The sequence below is a fragment of the Actinoplanes sp. NBRC 101535 genome, from assembly GCF_030269225.1.
GTDB classification, from domain to species: domain Bacteria; phylum Actinomycetota; class Actinomycetes; order Mycobacteriales; family Micromonosporaceae; genus Actinoplanes; species Actinoplanes rectilineatus.
Genome location: NZ_BSSY01000002.1, coordinates 564,238 through 581,235, shown reverse-complemented (window position 1 = coordinate 581,235; position 16,998 = coordinate 564,238). Strand labels below are relative to the sequence as shown.

Annotated in this window: 14 protein-coding genes; 4 read left to right on the top strand and 10 right to left on the bottom strand. The window is 69.5% G+C overall.

Annotated elements, in window-relative coordinates; all coding sequences use genetic code 11:
• Positions 1–173 precede the first annotated feature (173 nt).
• The 4 genes from ftsX to QSK32_RS07680 all read right to left on the bottom strand — a co-directional run bounded on the left by ftsX (position 174) and on the right by QSK32_RS07680 (position 3,625).
• The gene (gene ftsX, locus QSK32_RS07695; RefSeq protein ID WP_045743274.1) at positions 174–1,049 is read right to left on the bottom strand and encodes a permease-like cell division protein FtsX; all 876 of its coding nucleotides are present in this window, start codon (positions 1,047–1,049) and stop codon (positions 174–176) included.
• Positions 1,050–1,112: 63 nt separating this feature from the next.
• Positions 1,113–1,793 (bottom strand): cell division ATP-binding protein FtsE, encoded by a 681-nt coding sequence (gene ftsE, locus QSK32_RS07690; RefSeq protein ID WP_045743275.1) that lies wholly within the window; start codon positions 1,791–1,793, stop codon positions 1,113–1,115.
• 140 nt (positions 1,794–1,933) lie between these two features.
• A complete protein-coding gene (prfB, locus tag QSK32_RS07685) occupies positions 1,934–3,046 on the bottom strand; it encodes a peptide chain release factor 2 (RefSeq protein ID WP_045743318.1) in 1,113 nt (370 codons plus the stop codon).
• Positions 3,047–3,109: 63 nt separating this feature from the next.
• Positions 3,110–3,625: a PadR family transcriptional regulator gene (locus QSK32_RS07680; RefSeq protein ID WP_045743276.1), complete on the bottom strand. Its 516-nt coding sequence runs from the start codon at positions 3,623–3,625 to the stop codon at positions 3,110–3,112.
• A gap of 375 nt (positions 3,626–4,000) precedes the next feature.
• Here QSK32_RS07680 and QSK32_RS07675 point away from each other — a divergent pair, with 375 nt between their 5' ends.
• A complete protein-coding gene (locus QSK32_RS07675; protein WP_285471523.1) occupies positions 4,001–4,981 on the top strand; it encodes a hypothetical protein in 981 nt (326 codons plus the stop codon).
• Here QSK32_RS07675 and QSK32_RS07670 read toward each other — a convergent pair.
• Positions 4,933–5,394, bottom strand: a complete 462-nt coding sequence (locus tag QSK32_RS07670) for a DUF6912 family protein (RefSeq protein WP_285471643.1) — start codon at positions 5,392–5,394, stop codon at positions 4,933–4,935. The two genes, QSK32_RS07675 and QSK32_RS07670, sit on opposite strands and share 49 nt — an antisense overlap.
• A 222-nt stretch (positions 5,395–5,616) precedes the next feature.
• Between QSK32_RS07670 and QSK32_RS07665 the strand changes: the two genes are divergently transcribed.
• Positions 5,617–5,847, top strand: a complete 231-nt coding sequence (locus QSK32_RS07665) for a helix-turn-helix transcriptional regulator (protein ID WP_045743278.1) — start codon at positions 5,617–5,619, stop codon at positions 5,845–5,847.
• 711 nt (positions 5,848–6,558) lie between these two features.
• A complete protein-coding gene (locus tag QSK32_RS07660; RefSeq protein ID WP_353050959.1) occupies positions 6,559–6,933 on the top strand; it encodes an Rv3235 family protein in 375 nt (124 codons plus the stop codon).
• A 698-nt stretch (positions 6,934–7,631) separates the two neighbouring features.
• On the opposite strand, the gene secA is transcribed toward QSK32_RS07660, so the two are convergent.
• Positions 7,632–10,628: a preprotein translocase subunit SecA gene (secA, locus tag QSK32_RS07655; protein ID WP_045743279.1), complete on the bottom strand. Its 2,997-nt coding sequence runs from the start codon at positions 10,626–10,628 to the stop codon at positions 7,632–7,634.
• A gap of 184 nt (positions 10,629–10,812) precedes the next feature.
• Here secA and QSK32_RS07650 point away from each other — a divergent pair, with 184 nt between their 5' ends.
• Positions 10,813–11,838, top strand: a complete 1,026-nt coding sequence (locus QSK32_RS07650) for a GNAT family N-acetyltransferase (protein WP_285471521.1) — start codon at positions 10,813–10,815, stop codon at positions 11,836–11,838.
• 3 nt (positions 11,839–11,841) lie between these two features.
• Here QSK32_RS07650 and hpf read toward each other — a convergent pair whose 3' ends face one another.
• The 4 genes from hpf to mtrB form a co-directional block, all read right to left on the bottom strand.
• Positions 11,842–12,456 (bottom strand): ribosome hibernation-promoting factor, HPF/YfiA family, encoded by a 615-nt coding sequence (gene hpf, locus QSK32_RS07645; RefSeq protein ID WP_045743280.1) that lies wholly within the window; start codon positions 12,454–12,456, stop codon positions 11,842–11,844.
• A 289-nt stretch (positions 12,457–12,745) separates the two neighbouring features.
• A complete protein-coding gene (locus QSK32_RS07640) occupies positions 12,746–13,465 on the bottom strand; it encodes a ComF family protein (RefSeq protein WP_045743281.1) in 720 nt (239 codons plus the stop codon).
• Between the two features lie 45 nt (positions 13,466–13,510).
• Complete coding sequence (locus tag QSK32_RS07635; RefSeq protein WP_285471520.1) at positions 13,511–15,331, bottom strand: LpqB family beta-propeller domain-containing protein; 1,821 nt, start codon at positions 15,329–15,331, stop codon at positions 13,511–13,513.
• Complete coding sequence (gene mtrB / locus QSK32_RS07630) at positions 15,331–16,926, bottom strand: MtrAB system histidine kinase MtrB (RefSeq protein WP_045743322.1); 1,596 nt, start codon at positions 16,924–16,926, stop codon at positions 15,331–15,333. The genes QSK32_RS07635 and mtrB overlap by 1 nt, the downstream gene beginning before the upstream one ends.
• Between the last annotated feature and the right edge of the window lie 72 nt (positions 16,927–16,998).

Genomic DNA, 16,998 nt, shown 5'->3' with positions numbered 1-16,998 from the left:
CGCGGCGCCGAGAATACCGAGGCAAGCGGTGAATAACTGGTCAGAACGGCGATACCCCACGGGGAGTCACCGTACCCTGACCAATCGCCAGGAAAGCCCCAAATCGCCCGACGGCCGCGACCCTGTGCGGGTCGCGGCCGTCGGTTCGTCGTGCCGTATTCGGTTCTGCGCCACTAAACCTTGAGGTAGAAGCGCAGGGTGACCCACGCCGTCACCGCGCTGACCACCGAACCGACGCCCGCGAGCAGCGGCAGCATCAGCCAGAGGTTCCCGTCCGGGATCGGGGTGATGATGGTGGTGAGTGCCTGGAGCTTGCCGTCAAGCAACACCACCTTCCCGATGAACAGGAACACGAAGCCGAGGAGCGCGCCGACGATGCCGGCGACGACCGCCTCGAGCACGAACGGCGCCTGGATGAACCAGTTCGACGCGCCGACCAGCTTCATGACCGCGACCTCACGGCGCTTGCTGTACGCCGCCACCTGGATCGTGTTACCGACCAGCAGCAGCGCGGCGAACGCCATGACACCGGCGACCACCAGCGACATCACCTGGATGGAGTTGAAGATGTTGAAGACCTTGTCGAGCAGCGAGCGCTGGTCGATGATCTGCCGGATACCCGGCAGGCCCTCGATCTGCGCCGAGAACTCGGCGTACTGCTCCGGGTTCTTCAGCTTCACCCGATACGACTCGGGCAGGCTGTCCGCGTTGATCGAGTTGACGAAGTCCGGCGAGTCGGCCCACAGCTCCTGGAACCGCTTGAGGGCGGCTGCCTTGTCCTCGTAGGTCTTGGTGTCGACCAGCGCGCTCGATTCGATCGCCGCGTTGATCGCTTCGCGCTCACCGTCGGTGACCTCGTCAGTCAGGAAGACCGAGACCTCGATCTCGCCGTAGTAGGCGGTCTTCATTTGGTCGACCTGCATGTACATCAGCACGCTGGCGCCCAGCATGGTCAACGAGACCGACATGGTGATGATCATGGCGACCGTCATCGTGACGTTGCGCCACAGGCCCACCAGGACCTCGTTGAGGACGTACTTCACGCGCATCGGGGGGATCCTTCCAGGACTCCGCGTGTCAATTCAGCTTGAGTTTCGGGTGCGGAGCCGGGCTCAGCCGTAGACACCGCGGGCCTGGTCACGGACGATTCGTCCGCTCTCGATCTCGATGACCCGCCGGCGCATCTGGTTAACGATGTTGGAGTCGTGCGTGACCATGACGACCGTCGTGCCGGTCCGGTTGATCCGGTCCAGCAGTCGCATGATCTCGATCGAGGTGTCCGGGTCGAGGTTACCCGTCGGCTCGTCGGCGAGCAGGATCAGCGGCCGGTTGACGAAGGCACGGGCCACCGCGACACGCTGCTGCTCTCCACCGGAGAGCTCGTGCGGGTACCGGTGCTCCTTGCCACCCAGGCCGACAAGCTCGAGAACCTCCGGCACGACACGCCGGGCCACGGCCTTCGTCTTGCCGATGACCTCGAGTGCGAAAGCCACGTTCTCATACGCCGTGCGGTTCGGGAGCAGGCGGAAGTCCTGGAACACACAGCCGATCGAACGGCGGAAGTGCGGGACCTTCCACGAGCGCAGGGTGGTCACGTCCTTGGCGTTGACGACGACCTTGCCGCTGGTCGGAGCGACCTCGTGCAGCAGCAGCTTGATGATCGTCGACTTGCCGGAACCGGAGGGGCCGATGAAGAAGACGAACTCACCCTTCTCGATACCGACGCTGACATTGTCCAGCGACGGCCGAGACCCCTTCGGATACGTCTTCGTCACGTTCTCGAGCTGAATCACGGGATGGGAGTCTACGCGGTGTAACGAATCCGCCAAGCCCGCCGGGGTCGGGAATATTCGTCACCTGCGGTAACAGCACAACCGGGCAACCTCGCCTGACCGACCGTCCAGGTGAGGTTGCCCAACGTGACGGATCTTCGTCAGGCGGCCGTCTGATTCTGCTTGCGCCAACGGATGCCCGCCTCGATGAAGGCATCCACATCGCCGTCGAACACCGACGACGGGTTGCCGGTCTCGAATTCCGTCCGGAGGTCCTTGACCATCTGGTAGGGGTGCAGCACGTACGAACGCATCTGGTCACCCCACGAACCGGTGGTGTCGGTCTTGAGGCCGGCCATCTTGGCCTCCTCCTCCTGGCGCCGGCGCTCCAGCAGCCGGGCCTGGAGGACCCGCATCGCGGACGCCTTGTTCTGCAGCTGGGACTTCTCGTTCTGGCACGTGACGACGATGCCGGTCGGCACGTGCGTCAGCCGGACGGCCGAGTCGGTGGTGTTGACGCTCTGCCCACCGGGGCCCGACGAGCGGTAGACGTCGGTGCGGAGCTCGTTGTCCGGGATCTCGATGTAGTCGATCTGGTCGACCACCGGCATCACCTCGACACCGGCGAAGCTGGTCTGCCGCCGGCCCTGGTTGTCGAACGGGCTGATCCGCACCAGGCGGTGGGTGCCCGACTCCACGGAGAGGGTGCCGTAGGCATAAGGAACCTTCACCGCGAACGTGGCGGACTTGAGGCCGGCCTCCTCCGCATACGAGGTGTCGTAGACCTCGGTCGGGTAGCCGTGCCGCTCGGCCCACCGCAGGTACATCCGCATCAGCATCTCGGCGAAGTCGGCGGCGTCCACGCCACCGGCACCGGCCCGGATCGCGACCACGGCCTCCCGTGCGTCGTACTCACCGGAGAGGAGAGTGCGGACCTCCAGCTCCTCGATCTGCTTGGCCAGCGTCTCGATCTCGGTGCCGACCTCGGCGACGGAGTCCTCATCGCTCTCGGCCTCGGCCATCTCGAGCAGCAGACCGGCGTCGTCGAGACGGGACCGGAGGCGCTCCAGCCTGGAGATCTCACCCGACACGTACGACAGACGGCTGTTGACCTCCTGCGCGCGGGCCTGGTCGTCCCAGAGGTCGGGGGCGGAGGCCTGCTCCTCGAGGTCCGCCTTGTCGCGGCGCAGCTTGTCGACGTCGAGAACGGCCTCGATGTTGCGCAGGGTGGAGTCGAGTGCTTTCAGTTGCTCGGGGAAGTCGGCAGCGGTCACGACACTCAAGACTACGCCGCCCGGCCAGAATGCTGGCCGGGGCGGTCACAAAACACCGGTCGGTCAGCTGGTGGGCGCGGCTTTGAGCCACGTCAGCGCCGCCTTGTGATAGGCGACGGCGAACTCCAGCGCGGCGGCGCCGAACGGATCACCGTTCTTCTTCGCCTCCTTGGCCTGCTCCTTCGCCATGGCCATGGCCTCGGAGTGGTACTGGTTGGCGTTCGCGTAGAGCACCTGGAGCTGATCCCCGGAGTGCTGCTGACCGAACGCGACCCGGAGAGCGACCGGGTTGCGCAGCGCGTCCCGGCCGGGAGACTCGGCGAGCCAGCGGCTGAAGGCTCGCTTGCCCGACGCCGTGATGGCGTAGGGCTGACTGGAGCGGGGGCCCGGCTTACCAAGTCGGACATACCCCATTTCGGCCAATACGGGAAGTTCGCGGTAGACCTGGCTCCGCGTCATCGACCAGTAGGGCCCGAGACGGCGTTCGGCAGCCGCCATCAGCTGGCCACCGGTCATCGGTCCTTCATGCAGAAGGCCGAGCAGGGCAGCCGCCGTCGGATTGATTTGGAAGTCGGGCATGCCTTCTAAGCTGCCACTTTGTCGTTCTGACGTCCAGGATTTCGCCTGATCCGTCCAGTTTGCGTCTCCACAAACGACTGTCCCGCACAGACAGTCCGACAACGAGGGTGCGGACGGCGCGTTTCGCCCTCAAGAGCGACTCTGAGCAGGTAAAATGGAGCAGCTAAACGGTCAGACGACACGTCCCGGGCAGGATTTTCGCGAATCGGCCTAAACTGACACGCCAATCAGGACATCGAACCCATCCAAGGTGATAAGCGCAATATCGGCGAGGTCGGCGCGGCGCGGACGAAGCACGCACGACGCCTGTGACGGGCCCGGATGGCACGTATGGCCGGTCCGATAGCCGCAGGTCCTCCGGCTACCCTGAGCCCCATGACCGACCGCCAGTCCGCCCCGGAGACCACCGAGGAGTCCCCGCTCGTCGTGGCCCTGTTCGCGGCCGCCGCGCTCGCCTGGACCGCCGCCATGATCTGGTCGGCCCGGCAGGACATCACCGCGCGCGCCGACGCCATGTCCGAGGTGACCGCCGCGGCCTACGCGCTGCCCGGCATCGTCGCGGCCGAACTGGTGGCCGGAGCGGCCGCGGCACTACTGGTGCTCACCCTGATCGCCCGCCGCCGCCCGCTCGGCGCGACCGCCCGGTTCGCCGTCGCCACCGGCACGGGACTCCTGATCGGCGCGGCCAGCGCCGTCCCGATGTTCACCATCAACACGGCCGGCACCATCTACGCCGCCATCGGCGGCACCCTCGCCGCGGCCGGGACCATCGGCGGCGCGCTCGCCGGCTTCCGGGTCCCGTCCGTCGTCGTCGCCGCCGGCTCCGCGGCCGTCGCGGTGTTCGTGATCGGCACGGTGCTCAACTACTCGCCCGTCCAGAGTCCGCTGCTGTCCCTGCTGGGCGCCGACGACACCGCGTCCACGGTCGCCGCGTCGCAGTGGTTCTCCTACGGCCAGGCCACCATCAGCGGACTCGCCGCCGGGATCATCACGTTCCTGCTGCTGCGCCGGAGTGGCCGGCGCACCGGCACCACCCCGCGCTGGACGATGCACGCGGCGGCCGGCGCCGGCCCCGGCGTGATCCTGGTGGCCGGCGAGATCCTGTCCCGCACCGCCGGGTCGAAGGTGCTGGACCTGGCCGGCAAGGTCAGCATCCTCGAACAGACGACCCAGCAGATCCTGAGCGCCGCCCGGCTCAACAGCGGGCTCGTGGTGCTCTTCATCGGCGCCATCTCAGCGATCATCCTGGTCGGCCGGACACTGGAACCCGCCGACGACTCCGACTCCTCTGAGGATGAGGACGAGGATCAGGTGAGCGAGTCCAGCTCGGAGACGGCGTACCACTCCAACTCGTGATCCTCGGCGCCGTCGACGACGAACTGGGCGTCCTCGTCGCCGGCCAGAGCCGCGTCGACCACCTCGACGGCGGCCGTCACCGCCTCCACCGCGTCGGCGCTGTCGACGTGGATGCTGGCGATCGACGTCAGGAGCACCGGCTCCGGCAGCCGCACCGCGCTCGACCCGAGCTCCATGTCCTGACGGACGAACGCCGACGGCGGCACGTCAGCGGAGATCACGACCCGGCGCCGCGGCGCATCGGCGTCCTGCCGGATCAGGCTCAGGGCGTCCTGCGCGGCACGGGTGAAGGCGACGTACTCCAGCTCCTCCTCGTCGCCCTCGGCATACCACTCGCGGAGGCCGGGAGTCACCGCGTGCGCGTTCGTCGGGCTCCCGCCCAGTCGGGCGGCGGACCGTAGCGCCGCGAGCATCGGCACGGTCGCCGGCACGTAGACCCGGACCAGCTCGGTGATCGGCACGTCTTTCCTCCCGTGGATTCGCTGCCCGGTCAGTACACCGTCACAGCGGACCGGGAGGCCCCAATTCCACCAGGCGTCTCCGGATCGTGGCGAGCCACCCCTCCTTCGGGTTGCCCCACCGGAGGCTTTCGGAGGCGAACAGTGGCAAACTCAGGCTGCCGATCGAAGGAGGACATGGTGGAATCCCGCTTCCTGCTCCTCTCCGAGGTCGCCACCGAGCTGAACGTCTCGGACTCGCAGGTCTACCACATGGTCCGCAGCGGCGAACTCCCCGCGATCAAGATCGGTGGGCGCGGTCAGTGGCGCGTCGAACGCGCCAAATTAGAGGAATACATCCTACAAAAGTACGCCGAAACAGCCGCTTGGGTCCGGGACAACCCGTTGACCGAGCGCGAGGCGGAGTAGGCGTTCCGTTCTTTTTGTATGTCTTCCCGGATCGATGGTGGGCCGTTGACCGGGCTTCCGGCGTGGAGAAAGCTCACAGCTGTCGAATGCAAACGGAGGCAAACGTAAGGATTGGCGGTGGAGATGCGATCAACGGGTGCCGCATCGATCCGGCCCCGGCCGGCTGTTCGGTTGTGGCCGGTCCCCCGGTCCGATCCACCGTTCGACGACGAGCTGGAACCGCAGGTGTGGGCTTCGGGACGGCAGCTCGCTCTGGACTGGTCCGGCAATCGCCGGCTGGCCGATGGGGCTGGGCCGGGTGAGCGGAAGGGGCCGGGCGACCGGATCGGGGCAAGCGGATCGGGTGGGCCGGGCGGGTCGGGTGCCGATCGGTCTGCGGACGAGCGTGGGTGGCCCGGTGCACGTGGTCATGGTGGAGCAGTCGTCGACGGGCAGGTCGCGAGCGGATCCGGGGCCGGCGGACCGGCGGGCGGGTGTGCCTGTGACTCAGCGGCGGGATGCGTCGGTGGCACGGCAGGCTGCCCGAGTGGAGATCCGGCGCTCGGAGCCGTGGGTGGACCTGGACCGGGCGGATCCGGGCAGAGCGGATCCGGACAGGGCGGACCGGGGATGGGCAGACCCCCTCTGGTGCCCGGATGGCATGTCGGGGAGGGCGGTTCGGCTACGCCCACGGGCAGGACCGGGCCTGTTCCTGCCGCGGACCGTGCGGTGGTGGCCGGCGCGTCCGGGGATGCGCGGCTGGCGGTCCGGCGATTCGTTCACCTCTGCGTCGAGGTGTTGAACGGTTATCGGCCGGCGGCGCACCTTCGCCGCCTCTCGCTGCCGTCGCAGGCCGCCGACGTGGTGGCCCAGGGCGTCGCCGGAGCACGCCGGGTGGCCGCCGTCCGCACCAGCAGGCGGCCGGGGGCGCGGAGGGCGCTACGCCCGGCGCCGGTGGCCGTCCTGAAGCTGCGCCTCTGCGAGCCGCGGCCGGGCGTGGTGGAGGCCGCCGTCGCCCTGGTGACCGGCGACCGCACCTGGGCCATGGCCCTCCGGCTGGAGCTGCACCAGCAGACCTGGTGCGCAACGGTCCTGCGCCTGATCTGACCGCCGTTGCCACAGACCGACACCACTCAGATCCCGCATCCAGGTCCCGCGGCCGGATGCCCCGGTCAGATGGCCCGACCGGTTGCCCTGGTCAGATGGCCCGCTCAGATGACCCGGCCGGATGCCCCGGTCAGATCCCACGTTGAGGTTCGGCGTGGATTGGGCTCGCTGTTGGTGATGGTCGACGTCGGTGGGATCTGACGGTCGGAATACCGGACGGTCGGGGAACGACGCGCTCAGACCGGCTTCTGCCCAAGTCGGTGGCGGCAGGTCCCGCGCCACTGCTCCAGGTCCCCCGAGGCGCCTGTCGTGCAGCGCAGGCGGCGGGCGTCACGGGCTGAACGAAATCCGGACCCGCCAGGGGAGCCATCGGGTCCGCTGCCAACTCACCGAGGAGACGACACACCTCACTCACCGACGAGACGACACGCCTGAGGGCACCCGCCCGACAGCAACGGACGGCACACCCACAGACCAACCCGCCGCCGAGCGACAGCCCACGGCGACAGCGACAGCGACAGCGACAGCGACATGTCAGGGTGAGGTGAGGCCATCGGCCTGTGGCGGACGGAGCGGGCGAAAACCGCCGGGGGCGACCCCCGACCGGCGGGAACGGCGAACGGCCCGCAGACCGGCGGAGAGCCGGGCCTACGGGCCGTTCAGACGCGCCTGGTGGCCCGTGCGGGCCGGTCAACGGGTCAGTTGGCGCCGGGAGCGCCGTGGCAACGCTTGTACTTCTTGCCGGAGCCGCAGTAGCACGGGGCGTTGCGGGACGGCCCGCTCGACTCCGTCTGGCCCGCCGAACGGGCGGCGTGCCGCGCGCTCGTGTGGGCCGGGCTGGGCGGCACCGGCGAGTCGCCGATGGTCCCGGCCGGGCGGGCGGCGGGACGGGCCGGGGCAGCCGGCGGTTCGGGCTGCGCGTGCCGGCCCGACTGTTCCGACGTCGCGGGCTGGGCGTGCCGCCCGGGCTCCTCGGCCGGCTGTGTCTGGATCTGCGGGGCGCCCGCGCCGGCCTCACCGTCGATGGTGGGGGCGGTGTACTGCAGGTTCTGCGGGCGGCTCGGCCCGCCGAGACCCTTCGCGTGCACCTCGACGTGCTCGGGCTCGGCCGGGGCGTCGTCCTCGTCGCCGACCTTGGGCAGTTCGAACGCCTGGGAGGGGTCGACCGTGATGGTGGGCTGTTCCTCGACCTGAACCTCCAGGTTGAAGACGAAGCCGACGGCCTCCTCCTTGATGCCCTCCATCATCTGGTTGAACATGTCGAAGCCCTCGCGCTGGTATTCCACCACCGGGTCGCGCTGGGCGTACGCCCGCAGGCTGATGCCCTCCTGGAGGTAGTCCATCTCGTAGAGGTGTTCGCGCCACTTGCGGTCGATGACCGCCAGCAGCACCTGGCGCTCCAGTTCGCGCAGCGCCTCCTCGCCGATCTCCTCCTCGCGGGCGCGGTACGTGTTGAGCGCGTCCTGCTTGAGCTGCTCGATGAGGAATTCCTGGTCGACGGCGTTGCGCTCGCCGCCGGACTCGGCCACCACGTCGTCGACGGTGAGGGTCACCGGCCAGAGACGGCGGAGGCTGGTCCAGAGCTGTTCGAGGTCCCAGTCCTCGGCGAAGCCCTCCGAGGTGGCGACCGTGACGTACTCCTCGACCACGTCGTCGATCATGTGGACGACCTGGTCGTGCATGTCCTCGCCGTCGAGCACCCGCTTGCGCTCGGCGTAGATGACCTGGCGCTGCTTGTTGAGCACCTCGTCGTACTTGAGGACGTTCTTGCGGATCTCGGCGTTCTGACCCTCGATCTGGGTCTGCGCGCTGCGGATCTGCCGGGTCACCATCTTCGACTCGATGGGGACGTCCTCGGGGATGTTGAAGCGCTCCATGACGGCTTCGACGGCGCCGGCCCGGAACCGCTTCATCAGGTCGTCCTGCAGCGACAGGTAGAACCGGGACTCGCCCGGGTCGCCCTGCCGGCCGGAGCGGCCACGGAGCTGGTTGTCGATGCGGCGGGAGTCGTGCCGTTCGGTGCCGAGGACGTAGAGGCCGCCGGCGGCCTGGACCTCGGCTGCCTCCTTCTCGCAGGCCTGCTTGACCTGCGGCATGACCTCTTCGAGGGCCTTCGCGTACTCCTCGGCGTTCTCCACCGGGTCGAGGCCGCGCTGGGCCAGTTCGGCGGCGGCGAGGAACTCGGGGTTGCCGCCGAGCAGGATGTCGGTGCCGCGGCCGGCCATGTTGGTGGCCACCGTGACGCCGCCCTTGCGCCCGGCCTGGGCGATGATCGTCGCCTCCTGGGCGTGGAACTTCGCGTTCAGCACGCTGTGCGGGATGCCGCGCTTGCGCAGGAGGGTGGAGAGGATCTCGGAGTTCTCCACCGAGACCGTGCCGACGAGGACCGGCTGGCCGGTGGCGTGCCGCTCGGCGATGTCCTCGATGACCGCGTTGAACTTGGCCCGCTCGGTCTTGTAGATGACGTCCGGGTGGTCGATGCGGACCATCGGCCGGTGCGTCGGGATGCTCACGACGCCGACCTTGTAGACGCTGTTGAACTCGCCCGCCTCGGTCTGCGCCGTACCGGTCATGCCGCCGAGCTTCTCGTAGAGGCGGAAGTAGTTCTGCAGGGTGACGGTCGCCAGGGTCTGGTTCTCCTGCTTGACCTCCACCCCCTCCTTCGCCTCGATGGCCTGGTGCATGCCCTCGTTGTAGCGGCGTCCGTGCAGGATGCGGCCGGTGAACTCGTCGACGATCAGGACCTCGCCCTCGGGGCTGACGATGTAGTCCTTGTCGCGCTTGTAGAGCTCCTTGGCCTTGATCGCGTTGTTGAGGTAACCGACGAGCGGCGTGTTGACCGACTCGTACAGGTTGTCGATGCCGATGCGGTCCTCGACCTTGGCGACGCCGCGCTCGGTGATCGCGACGGTCCGCTTGGCCACGTCGACGTCGTAGTCGCCCTCGCCGTCCTTGCCGGGCTGGAGCCGGGCGACGATCTGGGAGAACTCGCCGTACCACCGGGCGGAGTGCTCGGCCGGGCCGGAGATGATCAGCGGGGTGCGGGCCTCGTCGATGAGGATCGAGTCCACCTCGTCGACGATCGCGAAGTTGTGGCCCCGCTGGACCAGCTCGGTCTTCGACCACGCCATGTTGTCGCGCAGGTAGTCGAAGCCGAACTCGTTGTTCGTCCCGTACGTGATGTCGCACTGGTAGGCCGCGCGGTGCTCGGCGGCCGGCCGGTTCGGCAGGATCACGCCGACGGTGAGGCCGAGGAAGCCGTGGACCCGGCCCACCCACTCGGCGTCACGCTGGGCGAGGTAGTCGTTGACGGTGATGATGTGTACGCCCTTGCCGCTCAACGCGTTGAGGTAGGCCGGGAACACACCGGTCAGGGTCTTGCCCTCACCGGTCTTCATCTCCGGGATGTTGCCGAAGTGCAGGGCCGCGCCACCCATCAGCTGGACGTCGTAGGCCCGCTGGCCGAGTGCCCGCTTGGCGCCCTCACGGGCGACCGCGAAGGCCTCCGGGAGCAGCGAGTCGAGCGACTCGCCCTCCTCGTAACGTTCCTTGAACTGTTGGGTGCACTCCCGCAACTCGTCGTCGGTCAGATCGACGTAGTCTTCCTCGATCGAGTTGACCGCGTCCGCGATCGCCTTGAGCCGGCGCACCATGCGGCCTTCGCCGGCACGGAGGATCTTTTCCAATATCGACACGGGTCAGCGCTCCCCTAGACAGTCTGCCGACCCATCGTAGGCACTCCCGCCGCGGACCTGTGACCCGAGCCTCCGGCGAATCTCGTAAAACAGGTGAAACCTCCCAGCAAGTTCGCTGAAAGCGCAGTGCTGAGCTCTTCGGAACCCGTTTGGCGCCCGGGCGCGTCCCGGAGAGGATGACCGGGTGGATCAGGGACCCGAACACAGGAACACCGGCCGCGCGGTACGACTCCGCGCCCCCGGTCCGGCCGACTCAGGAATCCGGCCGGACGCCGGGAACGTGCTGGTCGTCACCGACGAGCAAACCGGTGAGGCGCTCGGTGAGGTCACCCTCGACCGCGGGGCGCACGACCCGCAGACCGCCGCCGCGACCTTCTCGGTCCGACCCGCCGCCCGCCGCCGCGGGGTGGCGACCGCCGCCCTGCGTGCCCTCGGCCGGCACGCCGCCGCGAGCGGCGTCCACCGGCTGGAGTTGGTGATCCCGTGGGAGAACACGGCGGCGCAGCGGGCCGCGCTGGCCGCGGGGTTCGCCCGGGAGGGTGCGCGCCGCGGCGCGTTGCCGGCCGCGGACGGCCGCCAGGACGCCCTCGTCTTCGCACGGCTGATCGGCGACCCGGAGGTCGCGCCCGTCCGCCTGCTGCCGGATCTGCCCGGCGGCGAGCTCTCCGACGGCGTGGTGACGCTGCGGCCGCTCGGGCCGGGTGATCTGGATTTCTACACCGAACTGCACCATCTGCCGGACGTGGTGGCGACCAGCGTCCCGCCGGTGCCGATGCCGGACGCCACGATCCGGGAGCGCTGCCACCGGGCCGAGGCGCACTGGCTCGCCGGGAGCCGGGCCGATCTGGTCATCCTGGACGCCGCGACCGGAGCCCCGGCCGGCGAGATCGGGCTCTATTACCAGGAGCCGGCGACCGCTCAGGCGATGATCGGGTACAGCATGCTCACCGCGTACCGTGGCAAGGGTTTCACGACCCGCGCGGCACAGCTCGTCGCGCTCTGGGCCTTCGCCGAGACGGGCATCGCGCGCCTGATCGCCGGGGCCGTCCCGGAGAACATCGGCTCACAACGGGTGCTGGAGAAGGCCGGTTTCCAGCGCGAGGCCTACCAGCGCTCGCGGCTGCCCGGACCGGGCGGGAGCCGGGTGGACGACATCCAGTTCGTCCTCCTGGCCGGAGACCTGCTCGCGCAGGCCTCCGGCAGGGCGTGAGACTCAGACGGCGAGGCTGAGGATGCCGTAGTCGTAGCCGCGACGGCGGTAGACGACGCTCGGGCGCCCGCTCTCCTTGTCGTGGAACAGATAGAAGTCGTGCCCGACGAGTTCCATCTGGAAGAGAGCGTCGTCCACGGTCATCGGCTCGCCCGAGTGTTCCTTCTCCCGGACGATGCGCCACGGCTGGTTCTCGTCGTGCTCGGCCAGCTCGTCGAGGGCCGGTTCGGCGGTCAGGGTGGCGACTCCACCGGTCAGATCGGTGGGGAGGTTGGCGGTGGCTGCCGCCACGGACACCGGCGCATGCCGGCCCCGATGGACGCGGCGCCGGTCGGCGGAACGGCGCAACCGGGCGTCCAGCTTGTTGATGGCGCAGTCCAGGGCTGCATAGAAGTCTTGTGCCTGTGCCTCAGCGCGGATCACCGGGCCCTTGGTACGGACCGTGATCTCGACACGCTGGCAGGTGTCGGCCTGTCGCGGGTTTCGTTCGTGGAAGAGCTCCACGTCCGCCCTCATCAGCTTCTGGTCGTAACGCTCGACCTTGCTCAGCTTGTCGGCGACATGCTCTCGATAGTGGTCGGGAACCTCTACGTTGCGGCCCTTGACGACAATGTCCACTCGTGACCTCCCCCAACGTTGTTCTTTGGTGCGCCGTTTCGCGGCGCATCGTGCAGCTCAGGGAAAACGCCGCGTGACTAGCCACCAGAACGCGGCCTGTGCCAGGGGTGAGACGACTCCTTTCCGGTGCGGCGACAAGACCCGACCTCGGCGCTCCGGTGGCGGGTAAGTCCGTGGGCTTACCCTCGTCACCTAGACGCTAACCTGCCCTTGCCCGCCCGTCACCCCTCGTTGGGGATACCGGAAGGCTGACGTTCGCCTCTATCGGCAGCTCCGGGCGGCTCGGGAGTCAAATCGCACGACGGTTGGCGCGCAGTCGTGTCGCGGCCACCACCGCAGCACCCGTGACCTGCATGTCCGCCTCCTTCAGACGTCGAGCCACCGCGGCCAGAGTGGCCCCGGTGGTGACGATGTCGTCCGTCACCACCAGCGTGCCCCTCGCCCGCACGACGCGTCGCAGAACGCCGATTCGGGAACCGATTCGCAGCGAATTGACAGCTACCGCGAGCCGTTCGTCAGCGCTCAGTGACGTTGAGTCGGGACGTGGCAGCGCCCGCAACGGCTGGGCCGTCCCGGCCTGGTAACCGGCCGCCCGCAGTCGTCGCACGGCGTGGTCCGTCAGCCGCGCCATGTGGTCACCGTGCCGTTCCCGCCGGGCCGCCGCGGTGGACGGGACCGGGATCAGCAGCACCGGACGGTCCCGCGGCACCGTCGCCGCCACCGCTGCGGCCAGCAGCGATCCCAAGGGCCGGGCGAGCCGGTGCCGGTTCTTCTCCTTGTACGCCAGAAGCACGCCCCGTAATGCCCCGGCATAGGGCCCCGCCGCCGTGCACGACGGAAAGCCCGGCGGTGACGGGGTCGGCGCCGTCCGGTGCGGCCGCAGCCCCTCCAGACGGGTCACGCAGTCCGGGCAGGCGCCGGCCACCAACCGGACGCGTTCGGCGCCGCAGCCGGCGCAGGAGGCGGGCAGAACCAGGTCCGCCAGGTCACCGAGCAGCGCGGAGAGCACAGTCGTCCCCTCGGGGAGTCGATCCGGGTGGCGCGGAGGCAGGGATCAGTTCAGGAAGAACGGCGCGGTCGGCACCGTCCCGGCGGGCTGCTCGCCGGCCTCGCCCGCCAGATCCGCCGCCGTGATCTTGACGGAGGTGGAGAGCGCGTCCCAGGCGGCGTCCGCGGTGGTGTACGAGATCGAGTCGGACACTGGTCGGCCGGTCCGGGTGGTCACCGGGTTGGCCGGGTACGCCGTCAGGTAGTTCACCGTGTCCTTGCCGATGTCCGGCAGGCGTGGCTCCTCGAGCGCACCGTCGATCGACACGTGCTTGATCGCGACCCGGTCGTTGTCCTCGCGGGTGCCGGCCACGGTCAGCCAGCCCTCACCGCTGAAGTCCACCGCGGTCACCCCGGACAGCGGCGGCTGGATCTCCTGCGGCGTGCTCAGCGCCAGTCCCTGCCCGCTCGGGGTGAGGACCGCACGGTAGAGCCGCCCGCCGGACACCAGTGCCACCCGGTGTCCGTCCGGCGCCACCGAGATCGCGCTGATCGTGCCGGCGCCACCGGCGGCCACCACCTGCTGGGCCACGCCGCCCTCGGAGCGGAAGCTGTAGAGCTTGCCGCCGGCGATGATCAGGCCGACTCCGCCCTCGGTGGTCGCGTCCGGGATGGTGGCCCACACCGGGTGCTGCAGGCCCTCGGCGGGCAGCCCGGTGACCGCCCGCAGGGTGGCGTTCTCCCCGGGCAGGGCCGCGCCGACCTTGAGCGTCTCCTTCTGCGCCGCCCCGGTGACCAGGGCCGCGAACGTGTGCGTCGTGGAACTGCTCAGCGCCGCCAGCCGGACGTTCTTGTTCTCGTCCGGGCCGACCGCGGGGACCGGATCGAACGCGTTGGGCGACTCGGACAGCCGGCGGATCTGCCCGCCGAAGACCACGAAGCGTTCCGGGTCGGGGGCCAGGCGGTAGGCCACGTTGCTGCTCAGGTAGTCGGAGCCGCTGTAGTGCCGGGTCTCCTCGTGACCGATCTTCAGGTCCAGGCTCTCCGGCAGCAGCGGCCGCAGCGACCACTGGAGCTGTTTGCGCAGCCGTTCCAGCGCCTGATCGGTGTTCTCGGTCGGCAGCGCCTGCGCGGTCAGGTTGATCTGCAGCTTGTCGTCGTCGGTCTGGAACACCTTGCCGACCGTGGCGGTGCCCTCCGGCAGCGGCTCGGCGACGTCGCGCAGCCAGGCGGCCGGGCCGTCGATGAGCCAGCCCAGCACCGTGGTCGGCTCCTGCTCGACCGGCACGCTGCGCAGCATGTAGCGCACGTCCGGGACCAGTCCGGTGTGCTCGGTGTTCCAGAAGTAGATCGTCCGTTCCTCGTAGAACGAGTCCAGAGCGTCGTCGCTGAGCAGCAGGAACGCCGGGGCCTTCAGCACGTAGAGGCCGTTGCCGGGCACCTCGCCGAGGGTGATCTCGTATTTGCCCTCGGTCGGCTCGGTGGCCGGGTCGAGCAGGCCGTTCTTGCCCAGGGTCCCGATCATCTCGTACGAGATGACGACCCGGTCCTGCCCCGGCGTGACCAGTGGTTTCTCGGTGAGCCGGATGACCCGTGGGGTGGGCGGCGCGGTGAACTCGGCGGCCTCGTCGGCCGGCATGAAGTCCTTGACCCGGTCCAGCGCGGTGTCGTAGTCGCCGGCTGCGGCCTGCAGGTAGTTGTCGATGAACTGGGTGCGGTCGGTGGTCTCGTCGCGGGTCACCCGGGCGACCGTGTCGTCGTCGCCGGACGAGATGCCGGTGGACGGCCCGGGGCCGGCGTCGGTCACCCCGGTCTCGTCCGGTATCCCGCAGCCGCCGAGCAGCAGCACCACGGCCGTCGCCGCACCGGCCAGCTTCCGATGACGCATCAGAGGACCTCCGCCGGTTCGCCGGTGGCCGCGGGACGGTCCCGGGGGATCAGCGGGATCGGCGCGGCCACCAGACGGTCGCCGGCCCGGACCGGCAGGGTGAGACGGAACTGGGCGCCCTCCCCGGGCGCGCCCCACGCCTCCAGCCAGCCGCCGTGCAGGCGGGCGTCCTCGGCGCTGATCGACAGGCCGAGGCCGGTGCCGCCGGTCTGCCGGGCCCGGGACGGGTCGGCGCGCCAGAACCGGTTGAAGACCAGGCGCTCCTCCCCCGGCTTGAGCCCGATGCCGTGGTCGCGGACGGTCACCGCCACCGCGGCGTCGTCCGTCGCCATGGTGATCACCACGGGTTTGGCCTCGGCGTGTTCGACCGCGTTGCCGATCAGGTTGCGCAGCACCCGTTCGACCCGGCGGGAATCCACCTCGGCGATCACCGGGGTGTCCGGCAGGTCGAGCTCGAAGGTCACGCCGGCCCGCTCGGCCAGGCTGCCCAGCCGCTCGGTGACCCGCTGCACGATCGGCACCAGGTCGCTGTGCTCGGAGTCCAGCGCGGCGAACCCGGCGTCGAACCGGCTGATCTCCAACAGGTCGGTGAGCAGGTCCTCGAACCGGTCCAGTTCGGCCTGCAGCAGTTCGGCGCTGCGGGCCACCGCCGGATCGAACTCCTCGCGCTCGGCGAAGATCAGGTCGGCGGCCATCCGGACGGTGGTCAGCGGGGTGCGCAGCTCGTGCGAGACGTCCGAGGTGAACCGGCGCTGCAGGCGCGACATCTCCTCGAGCCGGACGATCTGCCGCTGCAGGTTGGCCGCCATCTGGTTGAACGCGGCGGCGAGCAGGGCCAGGTCGTCCTCGCCCTCCACCTTCATCCGCTGGTCGAGCAGGCCGGCCGAGAGCCGCTGGGCGGTGCGCGCGGCGATCCGGACCGGCGTCACCACCAGCCGGGTGACCAGGCCGGCCACCACACCGAGCAGGATCACCAGGGCCAGGCCGGTGGCCAGCACGGTGGTGCCGATCTCGCTGGCGGCGCGGTCCTCGGTGGTCAGCGGGACCAGGTAGTAGAGCTCGACCTGACCGAACTTGGTGGGCACCGGCGAGCCGTACACCAGGTATTTCGTCGTCCGGCCGTCGATCTCGGCGGTGCGCACCTGGTGGGCGACCCGGCCCAGCTGGGACACCCGGCGGATCATGTCGGGCGTGATCAGCTCGCTGGTGTCCACGCTCGGCAGGGTCACCGCCTTGAGGTCCGGGTAGTGCTCGGCCCGGATCGAGACCACCGCGGCCCCGTCCTCCGCCTGGTCCCGGTCGATCAGCTCGTTGACCGTGTCGTTGATGGTGCTCGGCAGCTCCGGGTCACGTGCCTGCGGGTGGACGGTGAGCTGGTTGTAGGCGTACTCCACCTTGCCGCGCATGGACGCGGCCACCTCGTCGGTGGTGCGGTTCAGCAGGATCGTGGCGCTGCGGTCGGCGATGAACCAGCCGAACGTGCCCACCAGCAGGCTGGAGGCGATCAGGGTCAGCGCCACGACCCGCAGCTGCAGCGAACGCCGCCACTGCTTGCGGGCCGGGGCGGACCAGAGGGTCAGCCGTCCGGCGGCCATGCGCCAGTAGCGCCGCACCACCCGCAGGGCGCGGCGCACGGGCATGGGGAGCCAGGCCGGAGCACGCATCGC